22 protein-coding genes and 2 pseudogenes are annotated in these 25,011 nt (G+C 37.1%); 9 read left to right on the plus strand and 15 right to left on the minus strand.

Annotation, left to right across the window (positions count from 1 at the left end):
* Positions 1–14: 14 nt before the first annotated feature.
* Both IEV52_RS09715 and IEV52_RS09720 read right to left on the minus strand, forming a co-directional pair.
* On the minus strand, positions 15–1,100 hold the full coding sequence (locus IEV52_RS09715; protein ID WP_188402370.1) for a tartrate dehydrogenase: 1,086 nt from the start codon (positions 1,098–1,100) through the stop codon (positions 15–17).
* A gap of 160 nt (positions 1,101–1,260) precedes the next feature.
* Complete coding sequence (locus IEV52_RS09720; RefSeq protein WP_188402371.1) at positions 1,261–3,093, minus strand: sigma-54 interaction domain-containing protein; 1,833 nt, start codon at positions 3,091–3,093, stop codon at positions 1,261–1,263.
* Positions 3,094–3,397: 304 nt separating this feature from the next.
* On the opposite strand from IEV52_RS09720, the gene IEV52_RS09725 reads away from it, so the two are divergent.
* On the plus strand, positions 3,398–4,168 hold the full coding sequence (locus IEV52_RS09725) for a sulfotransferase domain-containing protein (protein ID WP_188402372.1): 771 nt from the start codon (positions 3,398–3,400) through the stop codon (positions 4,166–4,168).
* 455 nt (positions 4,169–4,623) lie between these two features.
* Here the strand turns inward: IEV52_RS09725 and IEV52_RS22300 are convergent, their stop codons facing one another.
* Entirely contained in the window at positions 4,624–4,848 is a 225-nt protein-coding gene (locus IEV52_RS22300; protein WP_205724019.1) for a hypothetical protein, read from the minus strand.
* 294 nt (positions 4,849–5,142) lie between these two features.
* Between IEV52_RS22300 and IEV52_RS09735 the strand changes: the two genes are divergently transcribed.
* From IEV52_RS09735 to cdaS, 6 genes are all read left to right on the plus strand, one after another.
* The gene (locus tag IEV52_RS09735) at positions 5,143–6,678 is read left to right on the plus strand and encodes a spore germination protein (protein WP_188402373.1); all 1,536 of its coding nucleotides are present in this window, start codon (positions 5,143–5,145) and stop codon (positions 6,676–6,678) included.
* Entirely contained in the window at positions 6,668–7,759 is a 1,092-nt protein-coding gene (locus IEV52_RS09740) for a Ger(x)C family spore germination protein (protein WP_188402374.1), read from the plus strand. The genes IEV52_RS09735 and IEV52_RS09740 overlap by 11 nt, the downstream gene beginning before the upstream one ends.
* Complete coding sequence (locus IEV52_RS09745) at positions 7,749–8,861, plus strand: GerAB/ArcD/ProY family transporter (RefSeq protein ID WP_188402375.1); 1,113 nt, start codon at positions 7,749–7,751, stop codon at positions 8,859–8,861. The genes IEV52_RS09740 and IEV52_RS09745 overlap by 11 nt, the downstream gene beginning before the upstream one ends.
* 566 nt (positions 8,862–9,427) lie before the next feature.
* A complete protein-coding gene (locus tag IEV52_RS22305) occupies positions 9,428–9,703 on the plus strand; it encodes a LysM peptidoglycan-binding domain-containing protein (protein ID WP_229754251.1) in 276 nt (91 codons plus the stop codon).
* Positions 9,704–9,716: 13 nt separating this feature from the next.
* Positions 9,717–10,745 carry a glycosyl hydrolase family 18 protein gene (locus IEV52_RS09750; protein ID WP_229754252.1) on the plus strand — a complete coding sequence of 343 codons (1,029 nt, stop codon included), beginning with the start codon at positions 9,717–9,719 and terminating at the stop codon, positions 10,743–10,745.
* A gap of 62 nt (positions 10,746–10,807) precedes the next feature.
* Entirely contained in the window at positions 10,808–11,434 is a 627-nt protein-coding gene (gene cdaS / locus IEV52_RS09755) for a sporulation-specific diadenylate cyclase CdaS (RefSeq protein ID WP_188402376.1), read from the plus strand.
* Between the two features lie 313 nt (positions 11,435–11,747).
* Here the strand turns inward: cdaS and IEV52_RS09760 are convergent, their stop codons facing one another.
* The 4 genes from IEV52_RS09760 to IEV52_RS09775 form a co-directional block, all read right to left on the minus strand.
* The gene (locus IEV52_RS09760) at positions 11,748–12,020 is read right to left on the minus strand and encodes a DUF2277 domain-containing protein (RefSeq protein ID WP_188402377.1); all 273 of its coding nucleotides are present in this window, start codon (positions 12,018–12,020) and stop codon (positions 11,748–11,750) included.
* A gap of 138 nt (positions 12,021–12,158) precedes the next feature.
* Positions 12,159–12,512 carry a hypothetical protein gene (locus IEV52_RS09765; RefSeq protein ID WP_188402378.1) on the minus strand — a complete coding sequence of 118 codons (354 nt, stop codon included), beginning with the start codon at positions 12,510–12,512 and terminating at the stop codon, positions 12,159–12,161.
* A 584-nt stretch (positions 12,513–13,096) separates the two neighbouring features.
* Positions 13,097–13,321: a hypothetical protein gene (locus tag IEV52_RS09770; protein ID WP_188402379.1), complete on the minus strand. Its 225-nt coding sequence runs from the start codon at positions 13,319–13,321 to the stop codon at positions 13,097–13,099.
* Positions 13,322–13,465: 144 nt separating this feature from the next.
* Complete coding sequence (locus IEV52_RS09775; protein ID WP_205724020.1) at positions 13,466–14,311, minus strand: AraC family transcriptional regulator; 846 nt, start codon at positions 14,309–14,311, stop codon at positions 13,466–13,468.
* 294 nt (positions 14,312–14,605) lie between these two features.
* On the opposite strand from IEV52_RS09775, the gene IEV52_RS09780 reads away from it, so the two are divergent.
* Positions 14,606–15,319, plus strand: coding sequence for an SGNH/GDSL hydrolase family protein (locus tag IEV52_RS09780; protein WP_188402380.1), 714 nt, complete (start codon positions 14,606–14,608; stop codon positions 15,317–15,319).
* Between the two features lie 225 nt (positions 15,320–15,544).
* Here the strand turns inward: IEV52_RS09780 and IEV52_RS09785 are convergent, their stop codons facing one another.
* From IEV52_RS09785 to IEV52_RS09795, 3 genes and pseudogenes are all read right to left on the minus strand, one after another.
* On the minus strand, positions 15,545–15,961 hold the full coding sequence (locus IEV52_RS09785; RefSeq protein WP_188402381.1) for a VOC family protein: 417 nt from the start codon (positions 15,959–15,961) through the stop codon (positions 15,545–15,547).
* 222 nt (positions 15,962–16,183) lie between these two features.
* Positions 16,184–16,611: pseudogene (locus IEV52_RS09790) on the minus strand (SRPBCC family protein).
* 226 nt (positions 16,612–16,837) lie between these two features.
* Positions 16,838–17,155, minus strand: a complete 318-nt coding sequence (locus IEV52_RS09795; RefSeq protein ID WP_188402382.1) for a MazG nucleotide pyrophosphohydrolase domain-containing protein — start codon at positions 17,153–17,155, stop codon at positions 16,838–16,840.
* 95 nt (positions 17,156–17,250) lie between these two features.
* On the opposite strand from IEV52_RS09795, the gene IEV52_RS09800 reads away from it, so the two are divergent.
* On the plus strand, positions 17,251–17,832 hold the full coding sequence (locus IEV52_RS09800; protein ID WP_188402383.1) for an LOG family protein: 582 nt from the start codon (positions 17,251–17,253) through the stop codon (positions 17,830–17,832).
* Between the two features lie 384 nt (positions 17,833–18,216).
* Here IEV52_RS09800 and cuyA read toward each other — a convergent pair whose 3' ends face one another.
* From cuyA to IEV52_RS09825, 5 genes and pseudogenes are all read right to left on the minus strand, one after another.
* A complete protein-coding gene (gene cuyA / locus IEV52_RS09805) occupies positions 18,217–19,221 on the minus strand; it encodes a D-cysteate sulfo-lyase (protein WP_188402384.1) in 1,005 nt (334 codons plus the stop codon).
* Between the two features lie 42 nt (positions 19,222–19,263).
* A pseudogene (locus IEV52_RS09810) lies at positions 19,264–19,368 on the minus strand (Rid family hydrolase); the annotation flags it as partial.
* Positions 19,369–19,456: 88 nt separating this feature from the next.
* On the minus strand, positions 19,457–22,075 hold the full coding sequence (gene ppsA / locus IEV52_RS09815) for a phosphoenolpyruvate synthase (RefSeq protein ID WP_188402386.1): 2,619 nt from the start codon (positions 22,073–22,075) through the stop codon (positions 19,457–19,459).
* A gap of 487 nt (positions 22,076–22,562) precedes the next feature.
* Positions 22,563–23,771, minus strand: a complete 1,209-nt coding sequence (locus IEV52_RS09820; RefSeq protein WP_188402387.1) for a Ger(x)C family spore germination protein — start codon at positions 23,769–23,771, stop codon at positions 22,563–22,565.
* A 125-nt stretch (positions 23,772–23,896) separates the two neighbouring features.
* A complete protein-coding gene (locus tag IEV52_RS09825; RefSeq protein WP_188402388.1) occupies positions 23,897–24,994 on the minus strand; it encodes a GerAB/ArcD/ProY family transporter in 1,098 nt (365 codons plus the stop codon).
* Positions 24,995–25,011 lie beyond the last annotated feature (17 nt).

A 25,011-nucleotide genomic window follows, 5' to 3' on the forward strand; every position in this document is an offset into this window, starting at 1 on the left:
TTTATTTCATCTCCTTAAATAAAATTTATACTTTTCTTGGTCATTTGCTGATGAATAGCTTCTCCAAATTCGCGGGTCGAATTTTTCCCTCCGAGGTCAGGGGTAGACACTTTTCGATCAATGAGGACCTCTTCAATCGATGATACGATCAAATCCGCTATATCAGAAAAACCAAGATGTTCCATCATTAAGCTAATACTCCAAATCTGCGCAATCGGATTGGCAATTTGTTTTCCGGCGATGTCAGGTGCAGAACCATGTATCGGTTCGAACATCGACGGGTAGTTTTTTTCCGGATTTATGTTTCCTGAAGGTGCAAGACCTAAACCGCCTACAATGGCTGCGCCAAGATCTGTTAAAATATCGCCGAACAGATTGCTTGCTACGACAACATCTAATTCTTCCGGTCTGGTAATAAAATAAGCTGCCAGTGCATCAATGTGATAGATGTCCGTCTGGATGTTTGGATGCTGCTTGCTCACTTCCTTGACGATTTCATCCCAGAATGGCATCGAGTGGTTGATTCCATTCGATTTTGTAGCTGCCGTCAACCTTCTCCCAGTTCTTTTTTCAGCAAGGGAATACGCATAATTGATGACTCGTTCCGTTCCGTATCGCGTAAAGACATTATTTTGGACCGCAAGCTCAAAGGGAGTGTTCTCATGTAAACGCCCTCCCATGTTGGAGTATTCTCCTTCTGTGTTTTCACGCACTACGATAAAGTCCAGATCTTTATGGGCTTTATAACGGAGAGGACTCTCTAAACCTCTTAATAGCTTAATGGGCCGCAGATTGATATATTGCTGAAAGGCTCGGCGAATTGGCAGGATCAATTCCCATACTGAAATGTGGTCAGGGACAGTTGGTGCACCGATGGCACCAAGCAAAATCACATCATAATCCCGGAGAATTTCCAGGCCATTATCCGGCATCATCTTTCCGTGTTTTACATAGTACTCACAATTCCAATCAAAAGTGTCGATGGAGAAATGAATGCCTCCGTGCAGTTCCTCAATTTTCTTTAATGTCTTTAACCCTTCTGCCATGACTTCGGGCCCAATTCCGTCTCCAGGTATGGCCGCTATTGAGAAATGTTGCAAGCTATCACCTCATTTTTCTGTTTGCTAATTACTAATGCAAGTTTCATGCCAATTCAGTTAATTTTAAATATTCTGAATTAAATAGGTGTGACAACTCATAAAAAAACAAAACTTCCTCTTCATTCGTTTCATTTTGCAACATCTGTTTTAATTTAAAACATTATAGCTTATATTCTTTGATTTTACGCCAGAGGGTCGAACGGTCTATTCCAAGAGATTTTGCGGCTTCTGATCTGCTTTTATATTGTTGAAGCGCACCTAGTATTAAATCTTTTTCATTCTCTTTTAGGCTCGCAGCACTAGCAGTAGTTTGGGACCTTTTCTTTCTAAGTTTAGGATAATAAAACGAAGCATCTTTAGCCCTTATGGCTGAACCTTGCTGAAGCAAGACGATTCGTTCTAAAACATTTCTTAACTCACGAATATTTCCTGGCCAGTGATAATCTTGTAATACTGAATAGAACTCTTTATCGATCTTTTCAATTTGCTTTTGATGCTGTTCATTAAATTGCTCAATAAAATGACCGGTAAGCAAGGGAACATCCTCTAATCTTTCTCTGAGCGGCGGCAGATCCAGTGAAAGAACATTTAAACGATAATATAAATCTTTTCTAAATTGTTTCTTTTCAATTTCGTCTTCGATGTTTGTATTGGTTGCTGCTATTATCCGTACGTTAACAGGGATGGTTCGTTGCCCTCCGACTCTCCGGATCGATCTTTCCTGCAGAACACGCAATAAATGAGCCTGAATTTGCAAGGGCATTTCTCCGATTTCATCCAAAAATAAAGTTCCGCCATGCGCCAATTCAAACAGCCCTTGCTTACCACCTTTCTTTGCTCCTGTAAAACTTCCCTCTTCATACCCGAACAATTCAGTCTCAAGTAAATTTTCAGGAAAAGCGGCACAATTCACGGCAACAAATGGACCGATTGCCCGGCTGCTTTCTAGGTGGATTCCTTGTGCAAATAATTCTTTTCCCGTTCCAGATTCACCTGTAATGAGTACCGTTGCATCTGTTTCCGCAAAGATCTTGGCCTGTTCTTTCGCTTCACGAATCCCTTGGACTTCCCCAATAATATCCTCCAGTCTGTACTTCGCTTCCAATCCGTTCTCATGTAGTTTTTTTCGTAGTTTCATTTCCATTCTTTGCAGGTCTGTAATTTCTTTAAAATTGGACACTGCTCCAACGACAGTGTTGTTAAGAATAACAGGGTATCGGTTAATAATGATTTGGCGATCTAGGATCTTTGCTACATCACCTATTTCTTTCTTACCGGTTTGCAGCACTCTCAGCATATCGGAATGTGGAATATATTCTGTAATGTTCCGGCCGACCACATCTCCTTCGAGTCCCAAATATTTTTTGGCATTATTATTGGAGAGTGTTATTTTCCCTTGCTTGTCTACCGCGATTAAACCATCATGAGCAGAATCGGCAATAGCCTGTACCTGGTATTTTTCTTTAAACATCTCTCTCGTCACTTCGGTTAAATTCATTGCCTGGAGTACTGCCGAAACCATAGTATCCATTGATGGATGAACATAAAAGATGTTTTCATTTATCCGTTTTGCAATGGGAGGATTACTATCCCAAGAAGGAACAAGAAAGATTGTGTTTTTATTCGCGTTACCGAGATTAACAAATTCTTTGCTGCAAATTTCAAAATGGTTATGATACATCAGAAAATTTTCAGTGTCTAACCACTTTTTTTCTTCATCAGATACCAAAATGCAGAGATTTTTTTCATGAAGATTTTGTTCTTTGATCGTTTTTTCGAAATCACTTAAATGAATGGAAAGGGGTACAATTGGGATAGAAAATGATTGAACTTCGTTTACATACGTTGAAGGAGTAATTAAAACAAAAGGGTTCATCATATGATCGATAATCGATTTTTTAGAATGGAAGAAAGCTGGTTGAATTCCATGTTCAATTAATAGTTGAGTAACGGTATCTTCTAGTGTTTTATTTAATTTATACAAAGCGATCATTTCCCTTACACTCCCTTCTTTGTTTTATAATTTAACATATAAATGCAAAAAAAAAAGAGGTTTGGTAAAGTATTCTTTTTATAAAGTCTGGCTCCTTGCCTAATGAGTACATCTAAAGCATCAAAAAAAATTATGTAATATTCTGGGCGAGAAAGATTATTTGACTATCTTTTTGCATAAAAAGGAAATTCAATGTATATTTTGGCTTATTTGCCGGATAAGCCCACATCGATGATCATAAACGGAATTTCTCCTTCCCTAACCAGTTGTACAAGCATATATATAAAATAATAGGAGGGAAAAAATGAACCATACAAATAAACTTGAATTGTCACCGTTCTTTGTGAACACTATTCCCAAAAGCGGTTCACACCTTTTAAGACAACTGCTGCAGGGGTTGCCTCAAGTTACACACGATTGGGATCGGCACTGGTACTTTGAAGGTCATTCCAATCAGATTCAAGAACACCAAAATCGGCTTCAAACATTAAAAAACAATGAATGTGCGTTTGGACATGTTTTTTATTCAGATAAGTGGGCAGCGATGTTGAACCAGCTCGGCATGAAGAGGATGTTCCTGTATCGTGATCCAAGAGATGTTGTCGTATCGTACGTATACTATGTGATGAATAAACTTCAAACGGATGTTTTTTACCCATATTTTTCTCGTTGTTCTACTCAACAAGATCGTTTCAGAGCCGTCATTGAAGGGTTCAAGGATGGGCCGTATCGACGGCCAGGCATAAACGAATGGTATGGGAGATTTATGAAATGGTCTAAAGATGAACATGCATTAGTTATTAGATTTGAAGATTTAGTTGGAGAAAATCGTACAAATGAGTGCGAGAAGATTATTAACTACCTGATTCCTTCTATAAAAGATGAATCAGCTGTCCGTTCTCTAATAGAAGGCATGAAAGCAAATGTAAAGCCAGAAAAGTCGCTAACATTCAGAAAAGGGAAAACAGGTGGATGGCGTGATGAGTTTGATGAAGAATTAAAGAATTTAACGAAAGAACATTGCGGGCAACTTTTAAAGGATTTAGGTTATGAAACAGCAGCAGATTGGAATTAAAAAAAGTCCCAGCTTCCAATAGTGAAGCGGGACTTTAATCATCTTTAAGGCTTCCCCTCTGCAGAATAATTGTTGGTATATTGGGGAAATCGCAGATTGTTTTAATTCCTTTGAATATGTAGGATCATCTTCTAATTCCTCTCCCAATGCCTTAACATTACAGGATTGGTCATGAACTCCTTAATATCCTGCTGTCTATTAAAGGAAGAAAATTCTGAAGGCTTTTGCTCCAAGGACTTAATTCTTCTTCCAGCTGCTTAGATGAAAGGGTTGAGTACCATTTGCATTTCTTTATCCATGCTTCAGTCCAATGAGCTTGATTTGCTCGAATACAGAGCCAGGCCAACCGTGCGTGATGATCAACAATCGTAATCAGTCGCCCAATAGTTTGCGAGTTTTTTCATTGTTGCGAGCTGCACGCCTTGCGATGTATCCTCAACTGTTTCCTGATCAGGTCATCTTGTAGCGTTTATGCGCCTTCGCAAATCTATAAGTTCCGCTTCTGGAACATTCACATGAAACGGATGGATGGCTTTTTCGTCTTTAGGTTTTTTTATATCCTCTTTATTAGCTTTGTATGTTTGGGGATTCTCTTGCGAATTCCCGTTTTTGGCACTGGCATTAGTGCCGTCTATTATTAATCCTAGGAACAGAGCAAAAATTATCGCCAAACGATCCAATATCTGCTACTCATAAACAGTAACACTCCATTCGGAAGGATTTTTATGGTTCTCTTCCTGTAGGTTTCATCCCGAGTGCATTTATTATTCCATTTCCTCAAACATTCCTAATTGGTCGAAAAGCTCCTTTGAAAAGTTGAATATTATGATATGTCATGAGAGATGTTTAAAATAATTTACATTTATCACTACTTTTCCCTTTTGGCATACAAAAAAGGAAGCAAAAGTGTAAATGAATACATTTTTTCTCAGCAACCATACTAAGTGTTGATACTGGTATAGGGAGAAACTTTGATGGTTAAAAATGATACAGATTCAGATACAAATACAAACCAAAAACCTATAGTAAATCACAGTACTTTTAAAGAAGTCATAGATGCTGCCAAAAAATCGAATGATTTCAAAGAGATCAGAAAAAACATCTCTACTTCCATGGTATTCATTTCATACTTTAATACATTAATTGATCGTGATATTATGCAAAAGGTTTTACTTCCCTATATCGCTGATTATGAACCAAGACAAAATGAAGTTTTAGACTTACATACATTTCAAAAAGACTTACCTCTTGAAGATGTCGTAAAGACGAGTGATATAAAGGAGATTGAAGATAAAATCTATAAAGGTTATGTACTCATTAAGTTGGAAAATGCATCAGATGAATGCCTTTTAATAAATGTAAGTAATTCATCTACAGGTATGAGACAATTTAATGAAACTGAGAACGAATTCAGTGTCACCGGACCAAAAATAGGTTTCGTTGAAAATTTGGATATGAATATATCTTTACTCAGAAAAAAATTAAAATCTCCCCTGTTAGTTACTGAAGAGCTGGTTATTGGAACACTGTCAAAGACAAGAGTTATGATGGTTTATTTAGACGGAATAACAAATGAAGAGCATATAAAAACGGTAAGAAAGAGACTATCTAATATAGACTTTGACATTGTCTGGGATGTATCTGCACTTGATCAAATCATTAGTGATAATTCTAATACTCCTTTCCCTCTTTACTTAACTTCGGAGAGAATAGATAGAATTTCTTATACTGTCTCTAATGGTCAGGTTGCTATTTTTAGCGATGGCTCCCCCTACGCAATTTCAGGACCATGCACTCTACTCGATTTTTTCATTTCTCCCGAAGATTATTATTATAACTGGATTATTGGTTCATTGTTTCGTCTTATCCGTATTCTGGGGATTTTCTTTTCAATTTTCACTTCATCTATATACGTTGCGGTGGTCACGTATCACTATGAAATGATACCAGGGGATTTGTTGGGACCGCTTATAAAAACCAGAGCAAATGTACCCTTTCCGCCATTAATAGAAGTGATTTTTTTAGAAATAACAATTGAGCTATTAAGAGAGGCGGGAGCTCGATTACCTTCTAAAATTGGTCAGACTTTAGGGATTGTTGGGGGTATAGTTATTGGACAAGCTGCTGTTGCTGCATCCCTGACGAGTAACATTTTGCTGATCATTGTAGCCCTTTCAGCATTGGCTTCATTTACAACGCCAATTATAACCATGTCCAACTCAATTCGTTTATTAAGATTTCCTTTTATCATTATGTCAGCCTTATTTGGTGGACTGGGCATCATACTCGGAATCACAATATTACTGTGCCACCTGTTTAATTTAAAATCGTTTGGTACTCCTTACATGGTTCCTTTATATCCATTTCGTATTAAAAATTTTAATGACAGTTTCCTAAGATTGTCTTATAAAAAAATAAACAAAAGGTCGGATTTTTTACACCCTAAACTTAAAATGAAATATTCACCTAAAGAAAGGGAAAAGAGAAAGGAGGATATCAATGACGAATAAGAAATTTGCCCAAAGAATAGGGTGTGTTGCTTTGTCTCTTTTCTTGTCAGGGTGTATACCCAAAAGCATTATTGATGAAGTCTCATTAATGCATTATATAGGCTTTGATAGAGAGAAAAAAATGTTAAAAGCAAGTGTTGTGTATCCCAATTATGCTACTGAAGGTAATTCTACTCTTTTAACAGCTGAAGCTAAAAATCCATCTAGTCTACAGAATGAGCTTGGTCATAAATCCCAATTCGAGTATGAAGTGGGCCAATTAAGGGTTATGATATTTGGCGACAAACTCAGTAGGTATGGTCTTGCAGACGTATTGGACACAATCTGTAAAGATCCTAAGATTGGTGTTATAAGAATTGTCATCTCAGATGGGTCTCCAGATTTAATCCTAAGAAAAACCCTGAATAAGAGTCCGCTATACCTAAAGAATTTAATTGATAAAAGTATTGAAGATGAAGGTATTCCAGATATTAACCTCCATGTAATGTATGATCAATACTTTGGAAGTGGAATTGATATGTCCTTTCCAAATCTTAAAGTGGATTCTAAAGGAGATATTAAAATCGATGGAATGGGAATTTTTAAAGGTGATAAATTAAAATTTAAGATATCAGATAAAGAAGCCTTCTTATTAAAATTAATGATGGACAGAAACAAAAATGGCGTATATAGCTTCAACTTAGACAAGAATGAACACAAAGGTAATATTGGAGTCAGAATTCTTTATGGAAAACATAAGGTGAAAGTCATCAAGGAAGGGAACCAAGAAAAAGCCAAGATGGATCTAACTTTAAATATAAAACTTGAGGGGTTGCCCAAGGGAGTCAAATTGGAAAAGGAAAGAGATCTTATTTTATTTAAAAAAGCCCTGCAAAAATCTATTTCAACCGAAGCGGAATCACTTCTTAAGGATTTTCAGGCAAATGGTGTAGATCCTGTAGGTTTAGGAAGAATATATAAAGTTAATCGCAGCAATTATTCTGAGCAGAATTTTTACAAAATGATTTATCGTAATATGAAATTTGATGTAAATACCAAAATTATAGTTAGACAAACTGGGGTTGGAAATATTGAAAGTTAACGTAGAAAAACATTTTCAAGTTTCAGCTTTTTTTACATTTTTTCTCATTCACTCTTCACAAACCGGTGTTGGAATTTTAAATTTCCAAAATCAAGTTATTAAAGGAGCCGAACAAGATGCTTGGATTTCTTTAATAATTACTGGTGTTATAACTCATATCATACTCTATATTATTTTTAAGCTTTTAGATGAGGAAAACAATGACTTAGTAGCGGTTCATCACTATTGCTTTGGAAAAACAATGGGTAACATATTGTCTGTCCTGGCAATGATCTATTTCTGGTTAGCTTCTCTAACTGTTCTACGCGCCTATATTGAGGTCATACAAATATGGGTATATCCTACAATAAAAACATGGCAACTTTGTATCGTGTTTGGACTTACATTTTATTACTTAATAAAAAGTGGCTTCCGTACTTTATCTGGTTTTAGTTTCTGGGGAGTTGTTTTACCTTCTTTTCTATTCTTTTTGATATATTTTCCAATGAAACATACCAATTATATTTATTTACTCCCAGCTTTTAGCCATTCCCTCAGTGAGCTATTTATATCTTCTAAGGCTTTTTCCCTGCTTTTTCTTGGTTTCGAGTGGATAGTGATTTATTATCCCTTCATTAGAAGGAATCCGAATTCAAAAAACATTTCGAAATGGGCATATTTTGGAAATTTATATACAATTATTGTTTATTTAATTGTAACTTTGATATCTTTCCTATACTTCAATCAAGAGGTATTACAGCAGTTACCATGGGCCACTCTAATGATGGTAAAAATTGTGCACTTTTCCTTTTTAGAAAGATTTGAATATGCGTTCATATTTATTTGGTTGTTAGTCGTTATATCCCCCATATGTATTTCTTTATGGGCCTGTACAAGAATAATAAAAAGAACTTTTTCAATTCCCCCAAAAGCGTCTTTAAAAATGCTTCTTCTTGCAGAGATGATTGCTGCTATTAGTTTGCAAGAATTTAAAAGTATTGATCATCTTATTAATCTTACTTCTAAAGTAGGAATTGGTTTTGTATATTTGTATCTACCGCTCCTTCTTATTATAAAATTGATTAAGAACAATTTTATAAAAAATAGGTTAAACAAAATCTAGTGAGAATCACGAGCATTGTTTTTGGGAGAGGAAATTCTCGCTTTTAAAATATTTTTCCAAATGCTTTTCTTAATTTTGAACTTAAAATCTTTATATTTCTTTTCTCCCATGTGTTTCTCAAGATGTGCTGTAGATCTTGTAAAACAGGTTCAGCAATTTTTGCCCATATTCAAAAGTATTAAAAGGAGGCAAAGTTGATGTGAAATATGAAATGAAAAGGTATCAGTCGAATATTCACATAAAAAGGTAGGATATGAAGGTTGATAAACAACCTTCATATCCTAAACTCTTTCATACTTTTTTAGTTTTTAGACTATTGATGAAACTTTATCTTTTGGTGCATAACGTTTCAATACTTTCACCATATCCACGCATTAACTTACTAATAGGTAAGTGTCCTTTGGCGAGATTTATTGTCTTACCTCAAAAGAATGATTTTTCAATGAACGTCGGTAGTAGCACATTAATAGATAAAATGGTTAATTTCGGTAATTAAATAACTGTTTAACATTCCTGTAACTACATAAACTATTTTCCATAAGAAACTTCTCAAGGAGACGTGTATTATGAAAAAAAAAGTAATGTGTATGTTTATAGTCATTGCTTCATTTTTATTTTTACCTGCTATTACGCAGGCACAAGTAATTTATGAAGTGAAATCTGGTGATACCTTAGACAAAATATCAAAACAGTACAAACTAAACAGAGACGAAATTGCAAAGCTAAATGGTTTAGCAAAAAATGCTCAACTCGTTTTAGGTCAAGCTCTTGTCATACCGGGCTCAAATTATTATGTGCAACCAGGTGAGTTTCTGGGAAATTGCTTACCGTCATTCCATTAACGAGGGAAACTTAATGCGAAATAATCAACTAAAAAGCAAAGTAATTGTCCCTGGACAAAAGCTAAAAATTCCTCACTCCAACCAAAAGAAAATTTGGACTGGAACTTATTTTGTTCCTAAGGATAAAAATACAAACCATTGGATTCTAAGTAATTACAGCAATACTCTATCAAGTATATTTGTTTTTGAGTATAAACCAGATTACTCTGGACGTATCATTGGGCTAGAAGAAAATGAAGCTCATAAGCTCGCATGGAAACAAAACCTGCCCCCTTACGCCACAATTTCAAATTTAAGTGAAAAAGGTTTTGATCCTGATTTAACCCATCATTTAATAAGTAATCCTTGGAGAAGACAAAATTTTATCAATAATATATATTCCCTTTTACACAGTAATGACTATAAAGGTGTAGTTATAGATTTTGAACAGGTAAGAGAGAAAGATCGTTCTAGCCTAAATCTATTTATAAAAGATTTAGCTAAAAGGCTGCATCCTTCTGGGATGGAAATATTGATGGCAGTTCCTCCTAAACAAGGAGATAAAGTGCCTCTTCATTCTACAGCATACGATTACAGAACACTTGGGAAGTTCTTAGATAAGATGTTTTTAATGACCTATGATTGGCACTGGCCTGGTGGTCCATCCGGTCCTATTGCTCCAATTGATAAAGTAAAGGAAACAATAAATTATGCAGTTTCTGTAGTACCACGATCAAAACTTGGTATTCCACAATATGCATATGATTGGACTATTTCTGAAGAAAAAAAGGTTGGTAAAGCTTACTCAACACAACGTGCAATAGATCTATATATAGGTTATCAGAGCCAGATTCATTACGATTTAAATGCTGCTGCACCATGGTTTCGCTATATCGATAAACAAGGAACTTTACATGAGGTGTGGTTCGAGGATCCCCGTAGTCTCTTGAAAAAACTTCGACTAATAAAAGAATATAACTTAGCTGGTATGGGGTGTTGGCATCTCGGTTTAACCATGCCCCAAACCGAAGAATTGGTATTAAATGAATTTAAAGTAAAATAAGTTAAAATCTATTATGGGTGATGATATAGACATCTCCCTTTTAAAACGAGGTGTATATGGTCATGAACCTAAATAGTTGCGACTTTTCACCACTCAAAGATCAGTTAATGGAAGGTCTAAAACTTGTTTCAGCTGAAATTAATAAAGGAATAAAATCATTAGAAAATGAAGAGTATTGTCTTTTAGGAAAATTAGAGGATATAAAAGGAAAATTTGAACAAATAGAAACAGTAGCTGCATCGTTTTATTTAAATTGTTATCTATCTCCATTTACTGACAAATATTTAGATTTATCTACCTGTATCCAACAACTATCAAATCAAAGACATGGTGCATTAATTGTAATTGAGGGTAAATATCAACTAGATTCTTTAATAAAACCGGGTACTCCTATTGGTGCAACTTTAACACATTCTTTATTAGAATCCATTTTTTACCCTGGAAATCCTCTTCATGATGGTGCAGTTTTAGTCCGTAATAATCTAATTTTGTCTGCAGCAAACGTTTTACCTTTATCAAACAGGATTGTAAATAAAAAAAAGCTTGGTACTCGTCACCGTGCCGCACTTGGCTTAACCGAAAAGAGTGATGCTCTTGTTCTTGTTGTTTCTGAAGAAACAGGAAGAGTTTCTTTTGCTGTTGATGGAAATCTTTATCCTATTATAACTACTAGCTCATTACTGGATTGAGTAACATTGCTTCTGATATTTTAATCTGACCTTAAATAACTTCATTAACTGAAAACAAAAGATGTTGCCTTTCATCCTCCCACCCCTGTTCTTGTATCTTCGGTAATTAAGAGCGATATGAAAAAATAACAAGAAAACGACCAAATTGTATGGTCGTTTTTCGAAAAACATTATTCCATTAAAGCAGCCGTTTGTTGAATAGTAATATTTTGCATTCAAGCTTTGTTCAATTCTTGCGCCCTATTACAGAAGATCAACAATATTATTAAGGTTAACACAATTGCTTTAACTCTTTTCTATTCTTTATTCCTCGCTAACTTGTACCAAACCTTTTAGCTGCTCTGACACGAGCACGCTCAGCTTCGACCTCACGATTGCGAGGTTCTGCACTGGTTTCCAGAGTGTCCAATAGATTCCTAGTAATCATTGCTACTTCATTTACTGTGCGATTAAACGCCTCTTCGTTCGCCTTTGAGGGCTTGTTATAGCCCGTTATCTTTCTGACGTACTGAATAGCTGCTGCATGAATCTCTTCATCGGTAGCTGGTGGGTCGAAATTAAATAATGTTTTAATGTTTCGGCACATAAATTTCTCCTTTTTGCTTTCATTTATCCTACATTCCATTCCACAAGGGATCCTTACTATCCTTTTCTACTTCCAATTTTTTTAGAAGCAGTAAAGTGTCCTGCACTACAAGGGCACCCGATTGTTGAATAAGTTTAATCACCTTTTTATTTTCTTTGCAATGAAAAAAATAACAAATATACCAATAGTAAGTAAAACTAAAAGAATTATATCTTTATCCGAGAAATTAAACTTTCCTTCATTAATAGTACCTTTTGAATTGTCTTCCACAGTACCGTCAAATGTATACTCCTTTTCTCTTACTGCTTTTTTATATTTTCCACTTTCATCTTCAACCGCTATTGATTCATCTGTACTAATATCTTTAATTGAATAATATTTAGTTCCTTTCCTATAAACGTTTGAGAAGTTTCCAGGGTACTGTTCCATGTCTGAATACTTCGAAACCTGCCCAATCTCCTTATCTATTTCTTTTACGTACTCATCTTTCAAAACATAAACATAACCGTCCCAAACGACAAACTTGTGAACCCATTTAATTGCAAATGATGTAGTTGGAAATATGAAGGAACATAAAAAAATAACTAATAGCAGGAAAGAAAGAATCTGCTTAATTTTTATATAAACTCCCCCTTAATAAGCTGTAATAAATGATTTTACGTTTCACTATATCTTATTCCGCTTTCCTGGCCGTTTGTTTAATAAGTTCAATAAATTGAGCACTTCTTCTTCTTGAATAACTGCACCCGTTTGTGGAATAACCATTACAATAAAAAAGAGCCCACAAACAGCTCCTGGTTCTTCAACTAATGCATTCGTTATTTGAAGATGTTAGAACAATATTAAAATAAATCTTTTGGATGCTTTCTGTTTCTTTTCTTTGCTCGATATAAGTAAATTATTATAAACAGCAAAACAATGATATATGCTAAATCAAAATAATCTGTATATCTTTTAAAGGAAAATCGACCAAGAACTACAATACCTAAAACGACCAGTAGCCATGAATAAAGATTGATATCTTTCCTCAAAATTGAAACTTCCCTTTTTGTAAAAACCATAATTCTAGCTTAAATTTATTTTATCATTCTTTTTTCAACAATACTTTTCTTTAGTGCAATAAAAAAAGAGCTAAAATCAGCTCCAGGATCTTCAACTACCCGATTGTTGAACAAGAGATTATTCGAATCTTTTTCTTTGGTTTTAACTCCATGTTGGCCATAACATTCGTCAACAAACCATACCAGGTGTTTGCGAAACTCAGCTGATTGAATATTTACTGGCTCGTATGGCAGAGTCATAAAGTTACTTCTGCACTATCTGAATAAGGTTGCCGCATGTATCGTCGAAGGCAGTATCAAGCAATCTTAACAAGTTCAATTCACATAATAGTAGTTTGAACCATTATAGAAAAATATTTAGATAAGAAGGTCAATTTTAAAGGTTCATTTTTTCATAACTGGAATCCACACTTCAGATCTGTAGCCTTCAGCCTCAGAATTACCTGGGGTATAAACCTCGATTTCGGGCAGTCCGGCATGCTGATATTCGGTTGCAGGAAACCATTCTTGATAAATTTGACGAAATCCATTCTGGATAGCTACGGGAAGCGGTCCAACACATGGGAAGACAGCCCAGGTGGAGGTGGGTATCTCCTGCAGTATTAATCCCTCCGTAGGGACCGCTGCCTCTTCTTTCTTTCCAATCATGTATGTAAAATTCTCATTAAAATTCAACGTTAGGCCGAGTAAAGGCGTATCTGTTTTCTGGGAATATATTTTCGCAAGTGTCCCGTCCCGCTGACATTCTCCCCAAAACCATTGTCGAGTGCGGCCTTCATTTCCACATGTTAACGAAGCGGATTTTCCGATTACGATAAACGACTCTTTTTCCTCAATGAGATAATCCACTTCCTTTTCTCCACGGATCGTGAGTTGGAACGAAATGCGGGGAAAAGCTTTTAATGAAACACCTGAACGTCGAGCTTCAGATGGTGAAATACCATGGATTTTACGGAACAATTTGGAGAATGATTCCGGCGAATTATATCCATATTTCAAAGCTACATCAATCACTTTCGAGGAGGATACGGCAAATTCTTGTGCAGCTAACGTCAATTTGCGTTTTCGTACATATTCGCCTACGGTCATTCCAGTTAACATATGGAACATCCGTTGAAAATGGAAGGGGGAGGAACAAGCAACCTTCGCGATCGCTTCAATATCAAGCGGTTCGTTCATCTTGCTCTCCATGAACTCCAAAGCGTCTTCCATCCGTTTCAACCAGTCCACACTTTATCACCTCTTTTATCCTTGTTAAATTACTTAAAATACGAATCTGGTCCAGCATTTTGGATAGATGTTATTACATTCTACACCGATTAGGTTCCAACCTGCTCTTTACGATGATATTGGTGATCTGTTCAGTAAAAGCACGGAATAACAGGATTCATACTATTGGCGTTTATATAATGAATGTAGGAAATCGAATAGAACAAGGAGGTAATTAAATTGTATGCTTTCGATACTCATGATACGAAAATAAACTTATATTTAAGAATGATAGACGAAAGGAGAGGTATTTAGATGAAAAAAAAGATATTTAGTTTGATGACTATAGGGGCGCTTTTTTCGAACAGTTCAGCAACATTTGCTTATCTTCCATCCGATCAGAATCATGAATATGTAGCATTAGGTGATTCGATACCGGCAGGGATGACCCCCTCTGGTTCATATGACCTCAGCTATCCAGATTATCTAAAAAATATGTTTGATGGATCCAGTTCAAAACTCGCGGATTATGATAATTTTGCTGTTTCCGGTTATACCTCTGAACAATTAAAGTACGATGTTGAAAACAACGAAACGATTCGGCAAGAACTAAGTGAAGCCACTCATATTACAATTACAATCGGTGCTAATGATCTTTTTCAAAAACTGCTCACTAATCCATCCACTGTTCACCAGGGTATAGCCGCTGCCAGCACAAACTTAGACTCTATCCTTACCACAATCGACACCTTAAATCCAGATGCCGATGTTTATGTAATGGGATATTACAATACTTTTGCCTATTATCCAGAACAAGTTCAGGATTTCCTTGTCCCCCTATCGAACGCACTTAATAACGAAATTGAAATGCGTACTGTAGAAAACGGTGATACTTATGTGCCTACAGCCCATGTGATCGATCAGAAATTTGAAAAGTACATGCCTAACCCAGATGATAATCATTTGAATGTAAAAGGATACAAAGTAATAGCAAAAGAATTCTGGAAGACAATTAAGCAAAACAGGTAGAAAAGCATTAAAAACGACTCGTCATAGACGAGTCGTTTGTCTTTACCGGAGCTGCCTATCTTCCACTATAGCACCCGTTTGCTGAATAAGAACCAAAGTACTATCATCAAGCTACTAAATCAAATGAACTACCAGCTTGTATGCAGTTCCCTACCTTGTAACGACCAATAAAGAAACACAACTCCTATATTTTATGCTTGCGCCCATTCTGAAAGACGGCGAGGGTCACGCTTTTCTGGTCGAACCCAGAACCTCCAAATAGTGCTGATTGTACATAATGCCTAGGATGTTCCCAAAGGGATCGACCACGGAAGCAGTGACGAACCCCTCGCCGCGCTCTGTGGGTGCCTCGTACTCTTTCGCTCCCATAGACAGCAGCTTCTTAAAAGTTACTGTTACATCGTCGACGTGCCAGTACACTATTGTACCGGCAGGGCCGGTTGCTGAACCATCGGGCGCATAGCTGCTATCGATCAGGCCCAGCTCGTGCTGGTAGTCGCCGAGGCGAAACTCGGCATATCCTGGACGTTCGAAGTATGGTTCGATACCCAATAGCTCGGCGTACCACTTCTTTGCAGCTGCTAGATCGTCTGTCCAAAAACTAACTGTGGTGAGCCCTCGTAATGTCTGTGTGTCGCTCATAATCGATTTCCTCCTTAATGTTGAGTAGTACGTCCCTATGCTCAAAACTAAATAACATCTTTGATTAACTTCGATTTACTTAGAATAATCCCTTCTCATATTCAAGAAAATGTCCCAATTTATAAAAAGAGTGCATATCTTGTTACAGATATGCACCCGATTGTTGAAGAAAAATATTTCTCAATCATTCATCTAGATTAAATTTGTTAGGATTTTGTTATCCTAATTAGAGGTTTCGCTGTATTTTTTAAAATTGTCTAGAAACGCCTGCCAACCAGCTTCTTGCATTTCAATGGAATTGGTGGCTTCTGCTTCAAAAGTCTCAATTACTTTAGTGTCGTTTTCTTGGTTTATAAAAGAAATAGTAACTTTTCTTCCATCATCAAGAGTGTAAGAAATAAACTCGTTTATTCTTACATCATCATAAACACCACCAAAATCAAATCCAAAGCTACCATCCTTAGCTTCCATTCTCGTAAGAAATCTTCCCCCAACTTTTAGATCATTTTCGGCATTTGGCGCATGCCAATCATCAGAAGCATAACTCCATTTTTTTATATGCTGTGGCTCAGTCCAAAATTTCAAACTTCTGCAACCGGTTTATGAACTGTTGTTTCTACGGTTATTGTTACTTTATTACTTGTCTCCATTTTAATTATCCACCTCACTATAATAAATTCATTTCTGTGGGAGTTCAGCCTATCTTGGTATTACATAAATATCATATTCAATAAAAAGATGCATTTCTCCTTCTTGAAGAAATGCACCCGATTGTTGAATACAACTATATTAGTTCATTACAATAAAAAGCTGCGAAAACAGCCCTTTGCTGGTTCTTCAATTAACGCATCAGTTAGTTGAAGAAGTAACAATTTATTATAACGAGTAACGTTTTGATAACTTCTTTTTATGTGAAAGAAACACATCTTCTAAAGGGATCTCGTACTTGTTTGCAATCACTATTAAGTTACCTAAAACATCACCTAATTCTTCGGTTAACTCCTGTTTATTATCCTCGAAAGAGCCAGTTACTTCATCAGGTCTATTCCTTCCAATTTCAAGAGCTCTTATAGCTCTGGCCACTTCTCCTGTTTCTTCTGCTAAAAAACCAATACGAATAAAGATATCTAAGTCTGACCATCCACGTTTTTCATAATATGCTTTAACCCAGTGTTGAAATTCTGTTACATTCATTTTTTAGCCTCCTTGTTTATCACTACTAAGTTTAACAAATCAATATTTTCTTTGTTATACTATTTTACGGTGGTTAAAAGAGGAGGAAGTACAACATGAGAAGTGTAGCTGTCTTTTGTGGATCAAGTAACGGAAAGTCTAGTATTTATGTAGAGGAAGCTGCTAAATTAGGTGAAGAACTTGCAAAACGTAATATCGGACTTGTATACGGTGGAGCAAGTGTAGGTGTTATGGGTGCTGTTGCGAATTCTGTCTTGCAAAATGGTGGTCATGTTACTGGAGTGATGCCACGCTTTTTGGAAGAAAGAGAAATATCACATAAGAAATTATCTGAACTAATTGTTGTAGATTCCATGCATGAAAGAAAAGCAAAAATGACTGAATTAGCCGATGGTTTTATTATGTTACCTGGCGGCCCAGGAACTTTGGAGGAGTTTTTTGAAATCTTCACGTGGGCACAATTAGGACTTCATCAAAAACCTTGTGGGTTCTTAAATATTAATCAATACTTTAAACCGCTAATATCTCTGTTTGATCATATGACAACAGAAGGTTTTCTACAGGATAAGTATAGAGGAATGTCAATCAGTGCCGAAAATGCTAACGAGCTTCTTAATAAGTTTGATAAATATGAACCTCCAACTGTTAAAACTTATATTACTGATCAACAAACATAAAAAAGTCCGAGCCTTTATTGGCTTGGGCTTATTCATCTAGATACATTTCAACTAACGCACCCGATCGTGGTATAACACTAATCAAAAAAACACATTTAGTTCCTAAAAAAAATGAAATCATACATAGTAAATTCATACGGATGTATCTACTTACTGTTCGACCAATGGTACCATCACGATCAAAAAAAAGCTATTATATCAAACACCACCAACTTTGTATTTTACAATTTTCCCTTAACTACAATTAAAAAGTGCATTTCTCCTCCTTGAAGAAATGCACCCGTTTGTAGAGCGAGTCTTATTGACTGACAATGCCTAAATAAACTTGAATTCTCTCCGCTTTTTCTCCATTCAATAAACGACTTAACCTATACTATCTGCACTTTATCGGGAGGATTCCTTAAAGAGCGAAGTATTGGCGTATAAAGATGAGGCTCCGCCAGAGTGCACGAAAAGGATGTTATCGTCCGGCTTAAAGGTGCCTTTTTGAATTAAATCAATGAGTCCTGCTGCTGCTTTACCTGTATATACCGGATCGAGCAAAATTCCTTCTGTTCTTGCCATGAGCTTGACAGCTTCCACCATTTCAGGCGTAGTTAAAGCGTAGCCTGGTCCGACGTACTCGTCAAAACAGGTAACAGCCTCACGTGGGATTGAACTTGAAATGCCAATGTGTTCAGATGATTCCTTAACAAGCTGAAAAACTTTCTCTTCTTGCTCTTGTTTTCCTCTGCTTACGTTTATTCCGATTACCGGTATTCTGCTTTGATTTCCATAAAAGCCAGTAACCAAACCTGCATGCATTCCCCCGCTGCCACTAACACAAACGACCGCATTTATTCTGACTCCTTGATCAAAGGATTGTGCCAAAATCTCTTGAGCGCAAGCAGTATATCCCGTGGCGCCGATGACATTAGATCCCCCAACAGGAATGATGTAAGGTTTATGCCCCTCATCCGTTACTTCTTTAGCTATTTTCTGCATTTCCTTCATCAAGTCCGTCCCATTCGGTACCACCTTGACTTTTTCAGCACCCAGTAGATGATACAAAAAATAGTTGCCATTAAAATCCGGCTCAGCATTTGTCAGGCCTTCTTCTAATACGAGGATACACCTCATTTTCTCTTTAACGGCAGCGGCCAGTGTTAAGCGGCAATGATTTGATTGAATGCCCCCGCATGTAATTAACGTATCCGCTCCTTTTTCTAATGCATCGGCAACAAGGAATTCTAGTTTTCTTGTTTTATTTCCACCAGCCGCAAGCCCCAGTAAATCATCTCGTTTCATATAAATGGAAGGGCCTCCCAGTACTTCAGAGAAGTGAGGTAGTTTCTCAATAGGAGTAAATGTTGGTGTATATCGCTGTCTTGGGAATTGTGCTAAATTCATAAGTATTCTCCTCCTGTATTTCTCTTTTTCAATAATTATTAATTAAATCACAGCAACCGCTTCGATTTCAATCAAAGCATCTTTAGGTAAACGAGCAACTTCTATCGCGCTTCTAGCTGGATAATTCTCGGAAAAAAATTCTCCATAAGAAATGCACCCGATTGTTCCAAAGCACCACGATGTCAATGATTCTCCTAATTCGAATGCTCTTCTTTTATGATTAAAATGTAATGAATTATAGTAATTCTATATACCCTTCTGCTCCATTCACCCTGATCCTTTGTCCATCCTTGATTAGCTTGGTAGCATTTTCTACACCGACAACTGCTGGCAAGCCATATTCACGTGCAATAACCGCTCCATGGGTCATCAGTCCACCAACTTCGGTGACTAGGCCTTTTATGGATACAAACAATGGTGTCCAGCTAGGGTCAGTAAAGGCAGTGACTAAGATATCTCCATCTTCTAGATCAGCATCTTCCATTTTTAAGATGACGCGAGCTCTGCCCTCTATAACCCCGGAAGAAACCGGTAGACCTACAAAAGCTTCAGCTGGTAGATTTTCTCGTTTGTATTCACCTACAATGATTTCACCATCAGACGTGATAACACGGGGGGGGGGAGTTAGTTTTTTATATAGTTTGTACTCGTCTTTTCGTTTGCTGATGATCTGGTAATCTAGTTTATTTGTGCGTACGACTTCGTGAAGTTCTTCAAAAGTGAGATAGTATATATCTTCTTTTTCATGAATAACGTTTGCTTTTACGAGTTGTTCGGCTTCTTTCAGTAAAGCCTGCTTATAAACGAAGTAGCGATTAACCATGCCGTATTTTGGATATTCCCGATAACCCATGAAATTCCGGATTAGGTCGATCATTCGTTTTGTTTCTTTGGCTTTTTGTTCACCATCCGGTAATTGCTTTAATCGATCTAATAACTCTTGTTCTTTTTTCAAAGCTTCCTGTCGCCCTTGCTCAAATTTCCGATTGCTAGCATTAGGCTCAGAGTTTTTGATATTACTAAGAATCATGGGGACGAGTGTAGTTGGTTTTTCGCTCCAACGAGTTTTAGTAATATCGATTTCTCCGTTACATCGCATCCCGTATTTGCTGAGATAATCATAGATAGCGTCTTGGGTTTCCTCCCCACCATCAAACTTTGCTAGTTCATCCAAAAAGTTATCATCTTTTACATGTTGTAAATAATCAATTACTTCAGGATAAGGACGAATCACATCTGCGACATCCAGTAGCGCCAGACCCATTTCCGAAGTGATATTGTTTGGTACAGATTGAGAAAGCGTATCTGCTACATTTTTGTCACCTAACCACTTGTTCATTTTTTCATTGATCCATGATGAAGCATCCATAGCAGCCATAATCACACCCAAACTTTGTGGATCAAATAAAATCTTCTTTAATTGCTGGATATCTTCTTTAATAAAATCAAATAAATCTGATCCAGATTTCATTTGGATGTTTTGCTTTAACTCTTCTATCGATGTTTGACTACTCTTAATCAAATCAGAAACGATTGTCGGATCGTTTTCGATTTGTGCTTGAAAACCCGCAGACGACATACCTTTATTTCTTTTACCGGGACTCTGTTCTTTTTTATCATTCGGTAACGATTTTATAAAATCTCCTCGCTTAATTATGGTCATAAGTGCGTCTTTTATGAGCGGATCGGATTGTCCCAAGGTATCTAATAAAATTTCTCTGCTTACAGGTGAAGCCAGATTATGTGTAATATCAACAAACAACCTTCCACCAGCTTTACGCATGGGTGCAAAAGTCGTTAACAGGAAAAAAGATAATCCCAATGGTTTCATGGGGTCGGTCATCATTTGTTGGTGACCGACAGATACATAAACGTGATTTTCCTGATCATTTACTTCAGGGATGGGGTATAAAGTAGTGATTGGCCGACTCTGGACAATATAAAATGTATCATCAACCAAACACCATTCGATATCTTGTGGGCAACCAAAATAAGCTTCAATCTGTCTTCCGATGCGTGCCAGTTGTAAAATTTGTTGTTCAGTAAGTGTTTGAGCCTTTTGTTGATCAGGATCGATCTGCTTTGTCTCCGTTCCGCCTTCTTTTCGTCCATAGATAGCCAATTTTTTGGTTGCTATCATCTTATCGACGATTGTATCTTCTTGAACCTTATAGCAATCGGCAGATACCAAGCCGGAGACAAGTGCCTCTCCTAGTCCAAAGCTAGCATCGATCGATAGCAGCTTTCGATTGGAAGTAATTGGATCAGCTGTAAATAAAATTCCTGAAGCGTGTGGGAATACCATCCGTTGAATGATAACGGATAAATGCACTTGGCTGTGGTCAAATCCGTTTTGTATACGGTAAATCACGGCACGATCCGTAAATAGGGAAGCCCAACATTTGCTAATGTGCCGCAAAATGGCTTCTTTTCCGATGATATTTAAATAGGTGTCTTGTTGACCGGCAAAAGAGGCATGTGGTAAATCTTCAGCAGTTGCACTGGAACGCACTGCATAAGCATGTTCATTGCCAAACTGTGAGAGATAGTGAGCAACAGCTTTCACAACATCTGAAGGAATCTCTACGTCCATAATGATTTTCCGAATCTTCCTGCTGATTTCACCAACTTGATCTCGATCCTCTACTTTTAACAGTGTTAGTTTATCCAACAAAGCCTGAAACGTTTCGTTTTGTTCGATGGCTTTTTGATATCCTACTGTTGTAATACAAAATCCTTTTGGTACTTGTATTCCTTGAATTTTTGATAATTCCCCTAAATTTAACCCTTTTCCGCCAACAAGCAAAAGCTGTGTTTTTTCCATCTCCTTAAGACCGAGAACCAAAGAACTCATTCTACATCTCTCCTAACCATTAAGGTTCTATTGATTTTAGCAGTAGTAAATGAGAATAAAAAGTCTATATTATCCATTTTTTACATGCTATAATTAAATTAGGAAGAGTTCAAAAAAAATAAAAATAGCTAGGCCTTACCATAAAGTAAGCTGATGCACCAGTTCATTCCCTCAAAAGCTCATTTTTTAACCCACAATAGGATCTTGATTAAAATCAACTTTTTTCCATTTAATCTGTTTATTTTCCCTAAAATATTGTCCTTATAGTCCGAATATTAAGCTATAAAAAAGAATTCACTAATAGTGTGTTCAACAACAAATTTAAACGATTCTTCATTTTTTTGAAATTTTACAAAAATTGCATGGAATGGATTATCCCCATTGAACGGTTAGTTGAACAACAGAAAAACCACACTGCTCGTTGAGTGTGTGGTTATACAAATTTTTTAAGTGTTTATCGAAACGACCATAGAAATGTTATCTTACATTACTTGATATCATTCAAGAAAGAATTGCCGATCGTCCCCACTCGTCTGATCTCACCATTGAGCTGAATGTTAACCTTTAAGTCCTCAAAGTTTTTATCCCAATCCTTTTTCAGTTTGCTCCATGCTTTTGGGTCGGTCCGATGGATCGCATCTCCAAATCCGAAGATATCGACTTTGTATTTTTCCTGGATCTGCTTCACACTTTTAACTAAAATCTCTTTCTTTTCTTTTTCATAGCTTTTCTCTAACATGTCGATCGTTTCTTGTTTCGATAGATCGACCTTACATTCAACTTCGCCAACGTTTCCCTCGACCTGTATATTAATATCGATCTCGGGTCTGCCGTTCCTAATCTTTCCCTTTACTTTTGAGTCTGATTTTGTCACTTGGTATACCGCTTTCCCGCCATCAGGACACGGTATGTTGACCACCGTACTTACCTCTTTATTCGTGATGATGTTGTACGTTTTGCTTTGATTCTCATTCAGCCAACCAATCAGTTTATCTTTCTTGAACACAGCTAACTGGTTAAAGTATATTTTAGCTGGAGTATCGATCAACTCTACGTTCTGCTTGCTTAAAGTTGTTCTTTTATCTCCCTTTATGTCTGCTGTGATCCCAGTTAATACCGGTTGTTTTCCAGGACTGACCATATCTGTGATCAGTTCATCTAACATAACGGCACTTGTAGCCGACCAAGCCTCCGCAGAGACTTCAAGGTTATCGAACATCTTATTGGCTGGTGTCTTCTCTAAAGAGGTAGGTACTTTTAATACCTCTTCCGCCCTAACACCTTTAGAGACAGCCACATAAAAATCCGAACGGAGTTCCCAGTCTCTTGAGAGCAGATCTAACGGTTTCCCGATTCCTTTTTTTGCTAACGATTCACCAATAATTAACATGCGAAGATGAGAAGGATAGATTTTTCTAGGTGATTCCTTTGTCATCTTCCGGATGGCCTCAAATACCGTCTCCCCTTTCTCCTGGTAGATGACCACCGGTGAATCACCTCCACCGCCGCCTTTATCCCCTGCTATCTCTGAAGGATTGACGACTTGGGCAGTTACCAGGTATTTCCCGTCCTTCGTAAGGTCTAATCCCATCGCTAACGTAATGGCGAGTTCATTCAGCTCGCGGCGATTCCAGCATCCTGTAGTAAGTGATAGCAATAAAGTTAGTACAGTAAGGATGGTTATTATCCGTTTCATGAACGTTACTCCTTTTTTGGCTGCTCCTTTAATCTTTAATTGTTATTATTAACATTTTTCACCATTATGAGATAAACCATTCTTTTGAGCATTTGAACTAAGCCATCCTTTATGAGGAGAGTGGCCTATCTATCGACCCGCTTTCTGATCCTGGCTGCTACGAGCAGCAATAATGGCATGAACAGACCCACGATCGACACGAAAGGGAGCCAGATATCTTTGTCATACGTGCCTGCAGCTTGGATGTTAGGATATAGAATCAAGGATAAGACAACCATAATCATACCGAGTGGTGAACATAGGTGACGATAATCTTTCACTTCAAATATGTTTGAAAAAACGACGACCGATACATAAAAATAGACCACCCCTCGTATGAATACGGTCATAATCCAGAACAAAGCCAAAAAGGACTCGATACGGGTTATGAAGTTCCCAATGTTGATCTTCCTCGCCAAGGCATAACTGGGAGCGATGTTTCTGGTCGTTAGATCAACACCTAACACCAGGATGTTAAGGCCCATCACAACGACAAGTATGATCCCTGCATAAATCGTGCCCTTTAAAAAGCCTTTAGCAGCCTTTTTCCTCTCGGTTACAAGTGAGGGATAGATCATCAAGAACATGACAGTAGACAATGAGAAAAAACTTACAAAGACTAATGCTGCCCGTATGATGGGTCTGATTCCGACTTCTAGTACAGGCTGAATGTTCATCCATTCTACTTCTGGGACGATGGCGATGATCAAAATAACAAGTAATAAGGTAACAGGCAGGAATAATATTTCCGTTAACCGGCTTATGGGTTCTATGCCGAGTCTTACTGCCAGAATAACAATGAAAGAAAACATGATATGTATAGCAAAAGAAGGGGTTTCCGGCATCCAGAAAGTTGCAACAAAATCACCAATATAAAAGACGATTTCTGACGAAGACACAAAAGCCCAAAAAAAGAAGAAGATGTTGACCGTCTTTCCGATAAATTTACCAAATAACCTTTCGTTCAATCGATCTAGTGAGAGGGATGGAAATAGGTTCCCGACCTTTATGTATAAACCCGTTAATAGGATTCCTGCTCCTGCACCGATGATGGCTGCGATCCATGCATCTTGCTTTGCAAAATGGGCCATGAGAGATGGTGTATGCAGGATCACAGTGCCGATGGAATATAAAAAGACAAGAATCATTAGTTGGTGGGAAGATACTTTTACGTTATCTATCATAGTTTCACCTTTTCATT

Origin of the sequence: Fictibacillus barbaricus (assembly GCF_014635025.1) — a bacterium.
GTDB classification, from domain to species: Bacteria; Bacillota; Bacilli; order Bacillales; family Fictibacillaceae; genus Fictibacillus; species Fictibacillus barbaricus.

Bases quoted from the DNA above. Each gene is read 5' to 3' on its own strand.
- IEV52_RS09720 (WP_188402371.1), bottom strand. From the start codon at position 3,093: ATGATCGCTTTGTATAAATTAAATAAAACACTAGAAGATACCGTTACT.
- IEV52_RS09725 (WP_188402372.1), top strand. From the start codon at position 3,398: ATGAACCATACAAATAAACTTGAATTGTCACCGTTCTTTGTGAACACT.
- IEV52_RS09735 (WP_188402373.1), top strand. From the start codon at position 5,143: ATGGTTAAAAATGATACAGATTCAGATACAAATACAAACCAAAAACCT.
- IEV52_RS09740 (WP_188402374.1), top strand. From the start codon at position 6,668: ATGACGAATAAGAAATTTGCCCAAAGAATAGGGTGTGTTGCTTTGTCT.
- IEV52_RS22305 (WP_229754251.1), top strand. From the start codon at position 9,428: ATGAAAAAAAAAGTAATGTGTATGTTTATAGTCATTGCTTCATTTTTA.
- IEV52_RS09750 (WP_229754252.1), top strand. From the start codon at position 9,717: ATGCGAAATAATCAACTAAAAAGCAAAGTAATTGTCCCTGGACAAAAG.
- cdaS (WP_188402376.1), top strand. From the start codon at position 10,808: ATGAACCTAAATAGTTGCGACTTTTCACCACTCAAAGATCAGTTAATG.
- IEV52_RS09760 (WP_188402377.1), bottom strand. From the start codon at position 12,020: ATGTGCCGAAACATTAAAACATTATTTAATTTCGACCCACCAGCTACC.
- IEV52_RS09770 (WP_188402379.1), bottom strand. From the start codon at position 13,321: ATGACTCTGCCATACGAGCCAGTAAATATTCAATCAGCTGAGTTTCGC.
- IEV52_RS09780 (WP_188402380.1), top strand. From the start codon at position 14,606: ATGAAAAAAAAGATATTTAGTTTGATGACTATAGGGGCGCTTTTTTCG.
- IEV52_RS09785 (WP_188402381.1), bottom strand. From the start codon at position 15,961: ATGAGCGACACACAGACATTACGAGGGCTCACCACAGTTAGTTTTTGG.
- IEV52_RS09795 (WP_188402382.1), bottom strand. From the start codon at position 17,155: ATGAATGTAACAGAATTTCAACACTGGGTTAAAGCATATTATGAAAAA.
- IEV52_RS09800 (WP_188402383.1), top strand. From the start codon at position 17,251: ATGAGAAGTGTAGCTGTCTTTTGTGGATCAAGTAACGGAAAGTCTAGT.
- cuyA (WP_188402384.1), bottom strand. From the start codon at position 19,221: ATGAATTTAGCACAATTCCCAAGACAGCGATATACACCAACATTTACT.
- ppsA (WP_188402386.1), bottom strand. From the start codon at position 22,075: ATGAGTTCTTTGGTTCTCGGTCTTAAGGAGATGGAAAAAACACAGCTT.
- IEV52_RS09820 (WP_188402387.1), bottom strand. From the start codon at position 23,771: ATGAAACGGATAATAACCATCCTTACTGTACTAACTTTATTGCTATCA.
- IEV52_RS09825 (WP_188402388.1), bottom strand. From the start codon at position 24,994: ATGATAGATAACGTAAAAGTATCTTCCCACCAACTAATGATTCTTGTC.